Below are 14,614 nucleotides of genomic sequence, written 5' to 3'. Positions count from 1 at the left end.
TACCGGCTAGAAAGACTGACGCAACGAAGCATCAGTGGAGAGGATGATGGCCGAACTACACCCAACGATCGAGGACAAGGTCGACTATCTTTATCAGCGCGCCATGATCACGGACGTGGTCAGCAGATTCTTTTTCTCGCTCGACCGCAAATCGTGGGACGAAGCGGCATCCTGTCTGACCGACCCCATATCCTTCGGCGTTCCGGGCGGAAATCTCGATGATCCGGCAGTGTCGGGCGCGCCCGTGGCACGGGCCGATCTGATGGCGGGGGTGGAAGCGCGCAACGGCGGCTTTCACCAGACGATCCACATGCACCCGAACCCGGTCGTGTCGATCGACGGCGATTGCGCCAGATATGAATCCTATCAGGCCGCCCCTCATTCGCTGGGACCGACGGCGGAGGACACTTTCTGCACCTGGGGCTTCTACGATGTCGCGCTGCGGCGCATCGGCGGCGAGTGGAAGATCGAACGGATGACCGTCGATGTCCGCCTGAGCACCGGCGGCGACATGGCGGAGAATTTCCGGCGCGCGCTCGAACGCGGCACGCGTCTGATGACGGGCGGCGCGAAATGACTCCCGCCCCGCGAAATCTGGCGGAGCGGCGCTCCGCCCAATCAAGACTGAACGTGACTGGGGGACATGACCGATGAGTGGCGATATTCAGATCGAAACCGCTGCGGCGGCCGGTTTTCGCGAGGATGCTCTGGCCCGCTTCCGGGATGCGATCCTGCGGGACATGGCGAACGGCCTCCACCATGGGGCAACGATCGTGCTGGCCCGCCACGGCAAAGTGGTGCTGCACGAGGCGCTGGGCGTGGCCGATCGCGATACCAGGCGGCCGAGCCGCACGTCCGACCGCTACTGGCTGGCGTCGACCAGCAAGGCGATCACCGCCTTTGCCATTATGAAGGCGATCGACAAGGGGCTGCTGACGCTGGATACCAAGGTGGCGGATGTCTTTCCTGAATTCGGCATTCGCGGCAAGAAACGCGTGACCATCTATCATCTGCTCACCCACACGGCCGGGACCTGGCCGCATTTCCTGCCGCCGCCGCCGTTGAGCTGGGGCCGGGACGTATTCGACCTCCAGAAGATGGCCAACGCCATCGCTGCGCAGCAGCTCGCCTCGCGTCCGGGCGATCTGGTCGTCTACAATCCCTTCGCCGACTTCGCGATACTGGGCGAAGTGCTTCGCCGGGTCGAAGGGCGACCGTTCCGCGAGGTGCTGAGGCAGGAGGTGTTCGAACCGCTGGGCCTTAACACGATGACCTGCGGGCTGGCGGTCGGTCATCCCGACCGCGTGCCGGTACGGCTGGCCGACCTCAACCCCGGCGCGGCGTCCACCGAAGTCATGCACTCCTTCGATGATGTCGACGAACAGGCCGAAATCCCCGGCGGCGGGATATTCTCCACTGCCGCCGACGTCTTCCGCTTTGCAGAGATGCTGCGCCTCGGCGGCACCGATGGCAAGACGCGCGTTCTTTCGGCCGCCGCTACCAGCTATGCATTGAAGAACCACACCGGCGGCAAACCGAATGTGTTCTGGGATTTCAGCAAGGAGGACCGCGACGTCGCGGAATTCCCCGCCAACTTCTGCCTGATGGGCGGCTATGTCCGTGGCGAAGGACATCATATGTCGCCGCTCGGCAACTTCGCTTCCCCGGACAGTTTCGGCGCGGTGGGCAGCGGATCGACGATGTTCATGGTCGATCCGTCGCGAGGATTGACCTTCGTGATCCTGACCGCCGGCCTGATGGAAGGACTTGGCCATTTCCAGCGCCTGGAACGGCTGTCCGACCTGGCGGTAGCGGCGCTGGACGATTGAAACTGCTGAAACCCGAATGATGCGCGGCGGAAAGACCAGCGCACAGTCTTTGGAGAGATCAGGTGAGTGAGCAAACCCCAAAGCGGCTTTTCGACAAGGTGCTGATCGCCTGTGCGGGACCGGCCGGTCTTTCGGCAGGGCTTTCTCTGATGAGGGCAGGCGTGGCGGGCAGCGTCGAAATTGTGGAGCGCAGTTCAGATGATTCGGTTCTGGGTTCCGAACTGATGCTGCAAAGTGCGGCCCTGCGCGCGCTTGATACAGTCGGGCTGGCCGAGCGCTGTGTCGAGGTCGGAGCGCCGGTCAATGTCATGCGCTATCTGGACAAGGCGGGGAATCTGCTCGTCCAAAAGTCGCAGGAAGGCAAGGTGACGCGGCCCGGCCTGCCGACCAATGTCGGAATCACGCGCCCCGCGCTGCACCGCGTGCTTCATGCCGGTGCGATCGCCGCCGGCTGCTCCGTCCGCTATGAAACTGAAGTCGAAGCCATCGATCAGGACGGTGCCGATGCGCCGGTAAGGGTGCGGCTGGGCAATGGCGACGTGCGCGATTATGATTTCGTCATCGGCGCGGACGGGGTGAATTCAGCGGTTCGCCGCCTGATCTTTCCTGATGCCCCCATGCCGCAATATGTCGGGCAGGCATGCTGGCGAGCGGCGGTGCCGAGGCTCAATCCCTATGACTTCGAGTTCTACCATGGAGAGACTAGTAAGGTCGGCATCATCGCCGTCAGCGGCGAAGAGGCCTATCTCGTCCATCTCGAACCCGTGCCGGATTTTACCTATCTCAAACGGGAGGACCGGCCCGCCATCCTGCGTTCGAAATTGACCGGCTTCGGCGGCGAAGTGCCGCGCCTGATCAAATATATCGTCGATCCTGACAAGGTTCATTACACGCCGCTGTCACCTCTGTTCGTTCCTCCGCCCTGGCACAAGGGGCGTGTGCTGTTGATCGGCGATGCGGTGCATGCGACGACCCCGCATCTGGCGTTCGGCGCTGGTCTGGCCATGGAAGACGGCATCTTGCTGGGCGAGGAAATCGCCAGAGCGGAAGGCCTCGGCCAGGCGATGGCCGCCTTCACCCATCGGCGCTCAGCGCGGTGCCGCAAGATCGTCGAAAATGGCATCCAGATTTCTAGGCGGGAGCAAGCGCCGGGAACTCCGGGCGCAGACCCCGTCATTCTTACTGTCGAAGGTATGGAAGAAGTCAACGCAAGCATCTGATCGCATCAACATCGAATATGATAAGTATAATGAGATAAGATCATAGCATTCATCATCATATGCTATTGATTTAGAAATTGCATGGGAGGGGACAATGTCCAAATCGAAAGGCGATTTCGCCGCTGGTCTTCTGCTGGGAATCTCCTGCTGCTGCCTGGCGGCTCCTGGATGGGCTCAGGAAGCGGGAAACTCTGAAGCGACGGCGCCTCCAGCCGGGCTGGACGAAATAGTTGTCACGGCACAGCGCCGCTCCGAAAGCTTGCAACGAACGGCACTGTCCGTCTCTGCTGTCAATCCTGAGGCGTTGTCGAATGCAGGCGTCACCACCGCTGCAAATCTGACAGTCGCCGTGCCTGCCCTTCAGGCGTCCAACCAGGGCGGTTATACTGTATTCTTCATCCGCGGCATCGGCAGTTCGGCGGTTAACGCCTATGCCGAACCTGCGGTCGCGTTCAACCTCAACGGCGTTTACATCACGCGGCCCAACGCCGTGAACGGACAATTTTTCGATGTGGAGCGCGTGGAGGTCCTCAAGGGTCCGCAGGGCACGCTCTATGGCCGGAACGCAACGGGCGGCGCGATCAACCTCATAACCCGGTCTGCCGATCCAGGGGAGTTCAACGGATATCTTTCCGCCCAATATGGCAATTTCGACGAATTGCTGTTCGAAGGCGCGCTCAACGTGCCAATGGGGAATGATGGGGCGCTGCGCCTGGCGTTCCAGACCGAGGATCATGACGGTTATTATCGCGACGGGACGGACGATGCAAAAACCCGGGCGTTCAGGGCAACATTGCGGGCCAATCTGACGCCGGACCTGTCAGTGAAGATCGTGGGGGACTATTCGAAGCTTGGCGGCAAGGGCGGCGGCGGCGCTGTCCTGCCGCTCGGCACGACGCCGGTCAGGGGCGGTTTGGGCGATCCGGCCGTGACCCGCCTGTTCCAGACCGCGCTGCCGAACACCACCGTCTTCCCCGGCGCGGTGACGCCCTTGCCGATCGATCAGGCGAAGCTTGATACCAAAACGGGCGGCGTGCTCGCGGAATTCAACTGGAACACCGGCGTCGGCACGATCACCTTCCTGCCCGCATGGCGATCGACCAAGGCCGACAACTTCAATATATCGTCCGGGTTCTGGTGGATAGACCGGATCAAACAGGAACAACAATCCTATGAATTGCGGCTGGCTTCCAACCCCGGGTCGCGGTTCACCTATCTTTTAGGTGGTTATTATTTCAAGGAAAATTCCAGCTTCGACTTGAGGCCGGATAATCAGTTCCTTGGCGTTCCCGTCCAGATAGGCCGCCTGAGCACCAAGTCGGCGGCCGCTTTCGGGCAGCTCGGCTATTCTATCACCGATACCCTCCGCCTGACGGGCGGCGCTCGCTACACCTGGGAGGAGAAGGGGATGGATGGAACCTTTTCCAACACCTTGCCAGCGGTGCTGACCAGCGGTCCCAATCTCAATCCCATCATCCTGGCCTATCCCCCCACCCCCGACATCATCACCAACGGCCGAAACAGCTTTGACGACATTACGTGGAAGGCTGGGGTGGAATGGGACGCCGGACCACAGTCGCTCGTCTATGCGAATGTCGGAACGGGTTTCAAGGCTGGCGGTTTCTTCTTCAGCTCTCGAAACAACAGTTACGCACCTGAAAAGGTCACGTCCTTCGTTGCCGGTACGAAGAACCGTTTTGCTGGCAACAGGCTTCAGCTCAATTTCGAAGCCTATCTGACCAAATATAAAGACCAGCAGCTCGCGCACCTGAACTATGTGGTGGGCAGCACCGGCAACCCGGTACTGGGATTCCCGACCGAGAATGTCGGCCGGTCCGAAATTTACGGTGCGGAAATCGAAGGAAAATATCAGCCCACGCCCAACACATTGTTCAGCCTTCAGGCGCAATATACCCATGCGCGCTACAAGGATTTCCGATTCACGACACCCGATATTTCGGCGCTTGCCCATCTGCCGCCGGGATCGATCCCACCGACGACGGGATGCCCCTCCACCCTGTCCAACGGATTGTATACCATTGATTGCAGCGGCTTTGCGCTTCTCCAAGTTCCCGAATGGACCATTTCCGGCAGCGTGCGCCAGACATTCCAGCTTGCCAACGGTGCCGAAATCACCGCCGAGGTGAGTTCGCGCTTCGAGGATGAGCGCTATGCGTCGGACACTCTGCTGCCGCAGACCTTGATCGGCTCGAACACGCGCACCGACGCCAATCTCACCTACCGCCCGGCCAGAGGCGGATGGAGCGTTACCGCCTATATCAACAATATCGAAAATGACGATGTGGTTGGGAACATCTTCGTGCATCCGGCCTATCCGTTGTTCAACCTGGTTACGGCTACCTTGCGGCCGCCCAGGACCTACGGCGTGCGGGCCAGAGTTGAATTCTGACCGCAGGCGAGCCACAAGGGCGGGGTCAGGTAAATGAATGGCTTCCCTCCCCTTGCATAGCGCCGCTCCTGCTGCGGACCGTCAGAATCTGATCGATACGTTCCGTGCGATTTGCGGGCGCCGCCATGTCCTTACCCGGCCTCGCGATACCCTGCGCTATTGCTCCGGCATGCGCTGGGGCGGCGGACCGTGCCTCGCGGTCGTGCGTCCCGCTTCGCTCGTGCAACTGTGGCGCGTGCTTGCCGCCGCGACGCAGACGGATGTGGCCATCATCATGCAGGCCGCCAATACCGGCCTGACCGGTGGCTCTACGCCCTTTGGCGATGACTATGGCCGCCCCGTGCTGATCATTCAGACCGGCCGGATCAAGGGCATCATCCCGATCCGGGATGCCCGGCAGGTCATTTGCCTGCCGGGCAGCACGCTGCATGAGCTGGAAACACGGCTGTCGCCCCTCGGCCGCGAGCCGCATTCGGTGATTGGGTCGTCCTGCATCGGCGCTTCCGTGATCGGCGGCGTCTGCAACAATTCGGGCGGAGCGCTCGTCCAGCGGGGACCTGCCTATACGCAGCTTTCCCTCTACGCGCGAATGACCGGCGGCCGCCTGGAACTTGTCAACGAATTGCGGATCGCCTGTGGCGGCGGCCCGGAAACGATCCTCTCCATGCTCGACCGGGGGGAATGTCCCGGCATCCTGATGGATGATTCCGGCCGGAAAGCATCGGCAAGCGGTTATGAAGAGATCGTCCGCGATGTCGATGCCTCCTCGCCCGCCCGCTACAATGCCGACCCGAAGATGCTGTGCGGCGCATCGGGAAGCGCTGGAAAAGTGGCGGTCTTCGCAGTGCGGCTCGACACATTTCCGCGCGCCGGTGCAGTCACCACATTCTATATCGGAAGCAACTCGCCCCGGCAGTTGGAAGAGTTGAGGCGATATGTGCTTGGCAAATGCAGCACGCTTCCGATCAGCGGAGAATATATTCATCGCGAGGCGTTCGATCTCGCTCACCAATATGGCAAGGACACGTTCCTCGCCATTCGCCTGCTCGGAACCGCCCGGCTACAGATGCTCTTTGGCCTCAAGGCGATGATCGACCGGGTGGCGGCCCGCTTCGGCAGGCCATCCGGCAAGCTCAGCGATCGCCTGCTCCAGCGCATCGGCCAGCTATTTCCCGAACATCTCCCGCCCAGAATCCGCCATTTCCGGGACGCTTTCGAGCATCATCTGATCCTGTCGATCGATTCTTCGGGAGCCGGAGAGATACGGGATTATCTTGAAAGGCAGTTCAATCCTGACGGCGGTGGCTATTTCGAATGCAGTCCGGTGGAAGCCGGCAAGGCCGCGCTCCATCGCTTCGCCGTGGCGGGCGCGGCGATCCGCTTTCACGAAATCCACCGGAATGAAGTCTCGCAGATCGTGGCCCTCGATGTCGCCCTTCGGCGAAACGACGCTGACTGGTTCGAGCAGTTGCCGCCCCATCTGGCGGAGCAGGTCGAGAGGAAGATCTATTATGGGCATTTCTTCTGCCACGTCCTCCATCAGGATTATGTCCTGAAAGCGGGCGCTGATTGCGACAGCTTCAAGGCCGAAATCCTGCGCATCATGGATCTGCGCGGCGCCAAATATCCGGCCGAACATAATGTCGGGCATCTCTATCGGGCAGAACCGGGCCTGGCGGATTTCTATCGCCAGCTTGATCCCCACAACCGCTTCAATCCCGGATTGGGCAAGACATCGAAGCTACACGATTGGCAGTGAGCATTTGGCGGTGGCCAATCCGCGCGTCATCGCGGCCCCGTCCCGTCCCCGCCCCGGTCCTCCTCCATCCCCAGCATTGCCAGCGCATTGCTTCCCAGGATGCGCTCGCGCTCGCGCGGGCTCAGGCCCTCGATCGCGCGGGTCAGGCCATGCGGATCATAATGGCCCATGTCGTAGGGATAGTCGCTGCCGATGACCAGCCGGTCATGCCCCACGGTGTCGATCAGATGGCTAAGCTGCGCCGGATCATGGACGAGCGTATCGTACCATATGCGCTTCAGATAGGTTGACGGGCGATGACGGCAGCCGCAGCTTTCCGGGCGTACGGCCCAGCCATGGTCCATCCGGCCGCTATACAGGGTCAGATAGCCGCCGCCATGCGCCGCGCACAGCTTCAACCGCTCGTGCCGGTCGAACAGCCCCGCCAAGATCAGCTTTGACAGCGCGATCGCCGTTTCCACCGGCTGGCCCACAATGTTCGACAGATAGGCATCGGCGAGGCGCGGGCCCAGGCTGGTGCCCATGGGATGGAGATAGACCAGCGCCCCCAGTTCCTCCGCCCTCGCCCAGAATGTGTCGAAGCGCGGATCGGCGATGTCCACGCCCTCGACCAGCGAAGACAGTTGCACCCCCCGCAGGCCCAGCTTGCGCACGGCATGATCGAGTTGCTCCAGCGCCAGCCCCGGATGCTGCATGGCGAGCGTGCCGATCCCGGCGAAGCGGTCAGGATGGTCTGCGACGATGCGCGCGATCCGCTCATTATGGCAGGCGACGATCGCTTCGGCCGTGTCCGCATCGGCCCAATAATGATATTGGACGGGCGAAGGGCTCAGCAATTGCATGTCGACGCCCATCGCGTCCATGTCGCTCAGCCGTTCCTCCACGCTCCACCCCTTGCGCGCGAACAGGGGGCCAAGGCGGCGGCGATTTCCTCGACCAGCGGAGAGATGACATGGCAATGGACATCCACCGTGAACGGCCGCGTCCCGCGGGGAGCGGCCGGACCCGTGCGCGGACGATAGCGCGCCTCGCACCCATGCAGCCAGTCATGATGACCGGACGGCACCGGCTCGCCGGTATCGGTCGGCTCCTCCATGGTCAGCCCCTCATTCCCTGGGCGTGTTGCGGGAAAGATAGGCGCCCAGTTCGGCAAGCTCCCTGTCGCTGATCTCGGTCTTGCGGAAGGACGGCATGATGGAGACGCCGTGGCGCACGAAATAGGCGACCGTCTCGGGCGTCAGGTCCTTCCGCTCCTCCAGCAGTTCGGGCAGTTCCCCCTGATATTTGACGCGCAGCGCGTTCGTGCCCGGCAAGCGGGGAACGATCTGCTTGGTGAAATAATCCTCCCCGCCGTCGCCGGGACCGTGGCAGGCGGCGCACCAGCGGTCATAGACCATCTTGCCCGGATGCGCCGCTGGCGCCTCCGTTTGCGCGGCGGGCGCGGCGTTCGTCGCATGGATCATGGAGGCGCAGAGCGTCAGCGCGGCGGCGGCCAGCAGCGAAGCTGTCGAAAGGAGTCTCACGCGCTTTTCTCCTTGTACCGGCTGGGCCAGATGCCGCCCCGGCCGGGCGCCATTATCCCCTTGGGGTCCGCCGCTTCCTTCAGCGTCTCCACGAATCGGCGCAGGGCATTATCGTTGAAGGAATAGGTGTCGGAGATCATCTTCTGGAACATCGGCGGCCCGCGATATTCGCCATAGCCCGCCTCGGCCGCCGCCTGCACATAATAGCGGAAAGTCTCCCGCGCGCGCTTGTTCGCTTCCGGGTCGGTACGGGAAACAGGCAGGAAATTGATGTAGAGAAAGGCGCGGGACAGGAAGCCTGTCGGTGGATGGAAGGCCGAAAATACCGGCGGAACACCCAGCTTGGCCGACGCCCTGGCGAACACCTGCTGCGCCTCCAGAAACGCCTCGCCCGATCGCGGCAGGACCGAAGCGAACCACATATGCCCATCGGTGGGATGGGGATTATATTCCGCCCGCGCGCCCACCGCGAAGATTTCCAGATTGGGGATGCCGACCTGCACCTTGTGCGGCACCGCGCGCGCCTGCGCATCGGTCAGCGGAAAGCGAAGGTCTTCGGTGGTCTGCACGATGGCGCCGGGGATCAGCTTCCTGGCCTGTTCCTGCACATGGTTCCACGCCGCCTCCACGACTGGCGCGGGTCCGAAGAAGGGCAGGTCGGCGCGCCAGAAGGGTACGTTGCAACTGCGCGCCGCTTCGTCGAACACGGCATCGGGCTGCGTCAGGTCAAGGCCCAGCTTTCTCAGATTTTCATCCTGGAACGCCATGGCGAACAGGGGACTGCCGAAGAAGGGCGAACCGATCTGGTAGCTGTTCTCAAGCTGGTTGACGAGTTCGGTCAGCGGAATGATGTCCCTGCGGCGCGGGACCATGATGGTGCCGTTGATGAACCGTTCGGGCTCCGGCATTAGGTGCAGCCCCATGCGGGTGACGATGCCGAAATTGCCCTGCGCGAACAGGCCGTCCACATCGGGTCCGAAGCCATATCGATATTCGGCGGAGGTCTTCGCGTTTGGCATCGCGCCCATGCCGGTGCGCATGATCTCGCCATTGGGCAGGACCACTTCCAGCCCGCTATGCGCGCCCCAATGGTCGCGATAGGCGCCAAGCGTATAGCCGATGCCGCGATCCATCGCATTGCCCAGCACGCTGCCCCAGCCCGGATCGGGGCAATCGATCATCAGCCGCAACTTGCGCTCGCGAATATAGCGATACAGGTCGAAATAGGAGACGCCCGGCTCCACGATCGCGAAATGCCGCTTGTCGTCCACCTCGATGATGCGGTTCATCCGCTTGAGATCGACGACCACCGTCCCGCTCATGTTCGGCGCGCAGCCGCCATAGCCCAGATTCTTGCCGGTGGAGATGGGGAATAGCGGCAGGCCATATTCTCCGGCGATCCGCACCACCTTTTGCACATCTTCGGTCGATCCCGGCGCGACTGCGGCGGAAGGCAATATCTCCTCCGCGTCGTCAAAGGCCGGAGAGTAGGAATCGCGATAGAGAAGGACGTCCTCCTCCTTGGTATAGACCCATTGCGCGCCAATGGCGGCGGCGATCTTCTGCATCGCCTGACCGAATGTTTCGGAACTCATGCCGGGCGGAAGTGGAATTGCCATGTCTTGAGCGTCTTTCTTTGGCTGTCCGGCGGTCAGGCGCGGATGGGCGCGATGATCCAGGAAATCAGTGTTTGCGGCGAGGCGGGCGCAGCGGCTGGCGTCCTCCACATCCTCTGGATGCGCGGTTCGTGCGGCGCGCCCGGCCGCAGCGCGGCCTCCGCCATGCCCGCTGCCCAATCGTCGCGGCGGATGGCCGCCTCGATCCCGGCCATCATCGATGCGGGCGCGCTGGCATGATGGACGGCATGATCCGCCTCGATCCTATGCTCGACCGTCATCACCGTCCGCAGCGCCTGATCGCGGGCGAGAAGGTCGAGGCAGAAGAAAGGCTCTCGCCCGGTCATCCCGGCGATCGCCTGGGGCGCGATCCGCCATTGACGGTGCAGTTCGTCATACCAGAACCCGGTCACGTCCCCGCGTTCCACCGCCGTCACCGCCTGTCCGGCCAGCGCGGCGGCGCGGCCGAACGCCAGGCTCTCAGTGAAGCGCGCATCGACGGCGACGCGATGGTAGCGGAACGGGGCGCGGGCGGCGGTCAGCGCCGGGCTGGCCGCGATCGCCGCAAGCCCCGCGCCTGCGGCTTTGAGGAAAGTCCTGCGATCCGTCATGCCTTCATCGTTCCTGTCTTCATGGCTTGAGCAGCAGCTTGCCGGTGGTCGCCCGCGACTCCATCGCCGCATGCGCGGCCGCCGCTTCGGCCAGCGGATAGACGCCGCCGATCTGCACCTTCAGGCTGCCCTCGCTGATCCATTGCATCAGGCGGCGGAACTGGCGCTCCATCACGTCGGGCCGGTTGAAGAAACCGGGCAGATAGCAGCCGCGCACCTGCACATTTGGGCGAATGGCGGGATCGTTGCCGATCATCCGCTGCGCGTCAAAGTCGAGCGGCTTGCCCGTGGCGTTGCCATAGAGGATCAGCCGTCCATGGTCGGCCAGCGTCTCCAGCGCCTCGACGAAGTAACCACCGCCGCGCATGTGCAGCGCCACGTCGAAGCCGCCGCCCGCGCCCGCCTGCTTCGTGCGCTGCGGCCAGCCATCGCCTTCATAGATGACCGGGCTTCCCCCCAGCGCCTCGACCGCCGCGAACTTGGCTTGGCTGCCGACCCCGCCGACGATCCGCCGCGCGCCTAGCAGGCCCGCAATCTGCACCGCCAGCCCGCCAAGGCCGCCAGCCGCCCCTTCGATGAAGACGCTCTCCCCCGGCGCAAGCTGCGCGATGTCGTCCAGCGCGACGAGCGCCGTCATGCCCTGGATGAAGATCGCGGCCGCCAGTTCGGCGGGCAGGCCGGCGGGAATGGGGATGGCGGCGGCCGCGCTGGCCAGCGCATATTCGGCATAGCCGCCATGATCCATCAGGCCGATCAGCCGGTCTCCGGCCTTCCATCCTTCGACACCCTCACCGGCCTCCACCACTGTGCCCGCAATCTCCGCGCCGGGGACGAAGGGCAGCGGCGTGGGCGTGGGGTAGGGTTTGCCCGCGCGGCGAACGACATCGGCATAGTTGATCCCGCACGCCTCGACCTTGACCAGCAGCTCGCCGGGGCCCGGCACAGGCCGTTCGATCGTCACCTGCCGCAGCACCTCCGGCCCGCCCGTGCGGTCGATCTGGATCGCCTGCATCATGGTCATTGCCCGCCGCCTTCCTGAAGTCTGGAAACGAGCTGCGCCGACTGGGCGAAGCCCTTTTCGACCCGTTCGACATAGGCGCGCAGCATGTAAATCTCGCCGGGATGGGTGAAGATATCCATCTGTCCACGATCGGCGCCCGCCAGGATGCGCCGCGCGGCCTCCATCGGGTCCATCCCCTCTTTCTTGAACTCGTCGGGGATGTCTGTCTCGGCATGGCCGGTTCCGGGGCGCAGCGCCTTGGAATTGGCGGTCACATTGGTCTGCACCATGCCGGGATAGACGACCGACACCCACACCGGCCCCTCGCCCAGATCGTCGCGCAACCCTTGCGCCAGCGCATGGATGGCGAACTTCGCGCCCGAATAGATGCCCAGATGCCAGCCCGGCGGGGTCAGGATACCGGCCATGGACGAAACGAACAGGACATTGGTTTCGCCGGTGCGCCGGTGCAGTTCCGGCAGCAGCGCGCGGATGACATGATAGGCGCCAAAATAATTGACCCCGAACACCCAACGCACATCGTCCAGGCTGGCTTGGGACAGGGGCACCGCGAAGCCGACCCCGGCATTGGGGACGACGTAGCGCACCGATCCATGCTCGGCCAGCGCCGCCTGCGCCGCCGCATCGACCAGCGCCGCGTCGCTCACGTCGCACCCGCCATGGCAGGACACCGCCGCAGCGCCCGCCGCCAGCGCCAGCCGCCGCGTCTCCTCGATCGTCTCGTGGGACAGATCGACCAGCGCCAGCGGATGGTTCCGCTCGGCCAGCCGGATTGCGAGCGCCCGGCCGATGCCGCTGCCCGCGCCGGTGATGAAGGCGCAGCCGCCCTCCTGTGCGCCGCTCATGCCGCTGGCCCTTTCACGGCGAAGGCGTCGCGGATCGCGGCGGGGGTGCCCCCGGCGGTGATGGTCAGCGCCGCGCCGCGCAGCCCGCCAATCTCGATGCCATGGGTGCCCGCCAGCGCATGTTCGGCCAGCCACGTCTCGCTGCCGTCTCCTGGGTTGAACAGATATTCGGGGAAGTCCGAACCGAAGATGTGGAGCAGCAGCCGGTGCCCGGCACGCACCCTTGAGGAGGCGTGGATCAGCGGCACCGTCACCGCCCGCCCGCGCGCCAGCAGGCCGCCGTCTGAGGCATCCTCCGCCACCGGCTCCAGCGGCACGCGCACATGGCCGCGGCAGATCAGCCCCGCCGTGCCGTCCGGCGCCAGGTCGAGCAGGCGCGCGAACAGGTCCGCGCTGCGCAAGGTGGACGACAGCATGCAGGTCAGGCTGACCGGCCCCGCCAGCTCCAGATCGCCCTCCAGCGGCGCGCTGGCGAAGGCCAGCACATCGTCGCGCTCGCCCACCGGGGCCAGGTCGGCCCATTCCTGGAAGATCGACCGCACGCCCGGTCCGCACGGCGCCATTTCGGTGACCGCGATCGACCGGACCGGATCGGCCGGGTCATGACGCCAGCGCGCGACCCTCCGCTTGACCGGTTCGAGCGACAGCGTGCCCGCGGCGGCGGGGCCGTCCCCGTCCAGATGCAGCCGCAACGTCTGCGACGGCAGCGGCGGCCAGGTTTCGGACGTGCGCCATTCGTCCGCCCCGAAATGATAGACCACCTTGGGAACGCCCTCGCCGATCCCGCGCAGATATTTGTTGAAGAAGGGGATGGTCGGATCGACGATCTCCCGCTCCAGCTTCTCCCGCGCCGCGGGGTTCAGCCGATGGTCCTTCGTGTCGTCCATCGGCGCGAGCGCGAGCGAATAGCCTTCATGGTCGATCGCCTCGATCCGCAGGTGCAGCAGGCCGTTCCACGCCGGATGCGCCTGGATCGCGTCGATGTCCCGCCACGACCACACCGCCGCCATGTCATAGATGCCCACCGTGAAAAGCGTCGGCGTGGGATTGGCGAGCAGCCGCTCGCGCGGGATCACCCGGTCGAAGAATTCGGGTTCGAACGACGCGTCCATCTGGGTCGAACGCTGCCCCAGATGCTCGTAGAAAGGTTCGAAGATCGACGTCAGCGGCCGCTTCGACCAGTCGAGCGGGAACATATACATATCCCTGACGACATAGACCTGGCCGAAATACCAGCGGAACACGGCATGTTCGACATCGCGCGCGCCATCGGGATTTTCCATCGGAAAGCCCAGTTCGGTGCCGGTCATGCGCGGCACGATGCATTTGAGCGCAGGATGGCCCGAAGCGACGGCCGCAAGCTGGGTGAAGCCGAAATAGGATGTGCCCCACATCCCGATATTGCCGTCGCACCAGGGCTGCTGCACGATCCAGTCGATCGTGTCATAGCCATCGTCGATCTCGTTCTTATAGGGTTCGGTCGCCCCGCCCGACAGGAACTTGCCGCGCACGTCCTGCGCCACGACCGCGTAACCGTGCGACACGAAGATGCGCGCGATCGCGGGCAGGTCCCACAAGGGCGCGCCCATCGCCTTGTTATAGGGCGTGCGGATCAGGATCGTGGGCGCGGGCCGCCCGTGCGCTGGCCGGTAGAGGTCGGCGGCCAGTTCCACCCCGTCGCGCATGGGCACGCGCAGTCCGGTCGCGTCCTCCGGCGTGGGGGCGGGCTTCAGATGTCGCATTTCCATTCGCTATCTTCCTTGAATCATGGACCGGCGGC

Annotated in this window: 13 protein-coding genes; 5 read left to right on the top strand and 8 right to left on the bottom strand. The window is 63.9% G+C overall.

The genetic code is table 11. The features are described 5' to 3' along the window. Window positions 1-46: 46 nt before the first annotated feature. From ET21_RS0107395 to dld, 5 genes are all read left to right on the top strand, one after another. Window positions 47-577, top strand: a complete 531-nt coding sequence (locus tag ET21_RS0107395; RefSeq protein ID WP_030539157.1) for a nuclear transport factor 2 family protein — start codon at window positions 47-49, stop codon at window positions 575-577. A 73-nt stretch (window positions 578-650) separates the two neighbouring features. Beyond that, window positions 651-1,829, top strand: coding sequence for a serine hydrolase (locus ET21_RS0107390; protein WP_030539156.1), 1,179 nt, complete (start codon window positions 651-653; stop codon window positions 1,827-1,829). Between the two features lie 62 nt (window positions 1,830-1,891). After that, window positions 1,892-3,049 carry an FAD-dependent monooxygenase gene (locus tag ET21_RS0107385; RefSeq protein WP_081856627.1) on the top strand — a complete coding sequence of 386 codons (1,158 nt, stop codon included), beginning with the start codon at window positions 1,892-1,894 and terminating at the stop codon, window positions 3,047-3,049. 94 nt (window positions 3,050-3,143) lie between these two features. After that, window positions 3,144-5,459, top strand: a complete 2,316-nt coding sequence (locus ET21_RS0107380; RefSeq protein ID WP_051768047.1) for a TonB-dependent receptor — start codon at window positions 3,144-3,146, stop codon at window positions 5,457-5,459. 37 nt (window positions 5,460-5,496) lie between these two features. Further along, window positions 5,497-7,218, top strand: coding sequence for a D-lactate dehydrogenase (gene dld, locus ET21_RS0107375; protein ID WP_030539153.1), 1,722 nt, complete (start codon window positions 5,497-5,499; stop codon window positions 7,216-7,218). 26 nt (window positions 7,219-7,244) lie between these two features. Here dld and ET21_RS0107370 read toward each other — a convergent pair whose 3' ends face one another. Genes ET21_RS0107370 through ET21_RS0107340 form a run of 8 tightly spaced genes read right to left on the bottom strand, consistent with a single transcriptional unit; the run spans window position 7,245 to window position 14,582 of the window. Next, window positions 7,245-8,102, bottom strand: coding sequence for an amidohydrolase family protein (locus ET21_RS0107370; protein ID WP_051768046.1), 858 nt, complete (start codon window positions 8,100-8,102; stop codon window positions 7,245-7,247). Continuing rightward, on the bottom strand, window positions 8,087-8,314 hold the full coding sequence (locus ET21_RS28155; RefSeq protein WP_051768045.1) for a hypothetical protein: 228 nt from the start codon (window positions 8,312-8,314) through the stop codon (window positions 8,087-8,089). The genes ET21_RS0107370 and ET21_RS28155 overlap by 16 nt, the downstream gene beginning before the upstream one ends. Before the next feature lie 10 nt (window positions 8,315-8,324). After that, complete coding sequence (locus tag ET21_RS26990; RefSeq protein WP_202807114.1) at window positions 8,325-8,741, bottom strand: cytochrome c; 417 nt, start codon at window positions 8,739-8,741, stop codon at window positions 8,325-8,327. Continuing rightward, the gene (locus ET21_RS0107360; RefSeq protein WP_081856626.1) at window positions 8,738-10,360 is read right to left on the bottom strand and encodes an FAD-binding oxidoreductase; all 1,623 of its coding nucleotides are present in this window, start codon (window positions 10,358-10,360) and stop codon (window positions 8,738-8,740) included. Before ET21_RS0107360 ends, ET21_RS26990 begins: the two co-directional genes overlap by 4 nt. A 32-nt stretch (window positions 10,361-10,392) precedes the next feature. Beyond that, window positions 10,393-10,968, bottom strand: a complete 576-nt coding sequence (locus ET21_RS0107355; protein WP_030539149.1) for a hypothetical protein — start codon at window positions 10,966-10,968, stop codon at window positions 10,393-10,395. Between the two features lie 19 nt (window positions 10,969-10,987). Beyond that, window positions 10,988-11,989 (bottom strand): zinc-binding dehydrogenase, encoded by a 1,002-nt coding sequence (locus ET21_RS0107350; RefSeq protein WP_051585438.1) that lies wholly within the window; start codon window positions 11,987-11,989, stop codon window positions 10,988-10,990. Further along, window positions 11,986-12,834 (bottom strand): SDR family oxidoreductase, encoded by an 849-nt coding sequence (locus ET21_RS0107345; RefSeq protein WP_051585437.1) that lies wholly within the window; start codon window positions 12,832-12,834, stop codon window positions 11,986-11,988. The genes ET21_RS0107350 and ET21_RS0107345 overlap by 4 nt, the downstream gene beginning before the upstream one ends. Then, on the bottom strand, window positions 12,831-14,582 hold the full coding sequence (locus tag ET21_RS0107340) for a CocE/NonD family hydrolase (protein WP_030539146.1): 1,752 nt from the start codon (window positions 14,580-14,582) through the stop codon (window positions 12,831-12,833). Before ET21_RS0107340 ends, ET21_RS0107345 begins: the two co-directional genes overlap by 4 nt. Window positions 14,583-14,614: the final 32 nt, after the last annotated feature.

Source organism: Sphingobium sp. DC-2 (assembly GCF_000722555.1).
Classification (GTDB): domain Bacteria; phylum Pseudomonadota; class Alphaproteobacteria; order Sphingomonadales; family Sphingomonadaceae; genus Sphingobium; species Sphingobium quisquiliarum.
Note: the sequence above shows the minus strand (reverse complement) of the source record. Positions and strands in the feature narration are given on the sequence as shown.

Excerpts from the sequence above, each read along its gene's own strand:
- ET21_RS0107395 (WP_030539157.1), top strand. The coding sequence starts at position 47 with ATGGCCGAACTACACCCAACGATCGAGGACAAGGTCGACTATCTTTAT.
- ET21_RS0107390 (WP_030539156.1), top strand. The coding sequence starts at position 651 with ATGAGTGGCGATATTCAGATCGAAACCGCTGCGGCGGCCGGTTTTCGC.
- ET21_RS0107380 (WP_051768047.1), top strand. The coding sequence starts at position 3,144 with ATGTCCAAATCGAAAGGCGATTTCGCCGCTGGTCTTCTGCTGGGAATC.
- dld (WP_030539153.1), top strand. The coding sequence starts at position 5,497 with ATGGCTTCCCTCCCCTTGCATAGCGCCGCTCCTGCTGCGGACCGTCAG.
- ET21_RS28155 (WP_051768045.1), bottom strand. The coding sequence starts at position 8,314 with ATGGAGGAGCCGACCGATACCGGCGAGCCGGTGCCGTCCGGTCATCAT.
- ET21_RS0107360 (WP_081856626.1), bottom strand. The coding sequence starts at position 10,360 with ATGGCAATTCCACTTCCGCCCGGCATGAGTTCCGAAACATTCGGTCAG.
- ET21_RS0107355 (WP_030539149.1), bottom strand. The coding sequence starts at position 10,968 with ATGACGGATCGCAGGACTTTCCTCAAAGCCGCAGGCGCGGGGCTTGCG.
- ET21_RS0107350 (WP_051585438.1), bottom strand. The coding sequence starts at position 11,989 with ATGACCATGATGCAGGCGATCCAGATCGACCGCACGGGCGGGCCGGAG.
- ET21_RS0107345 (WP_051585437.1), bottom strand. The coding sequence starts at position 12,834 with ATGAGCGGCGCACAGGAGGGCGGCTGCGCCTTCATCACCGGCGCGGGC.
- ET21_RS0107340 (WP_030539146.1), bottom strand. The coding sequence starts at position 14,582 with ATGGAAATGCGACATCTGAAGCCCGCCCCCACGCCGGAGGACGCGACC.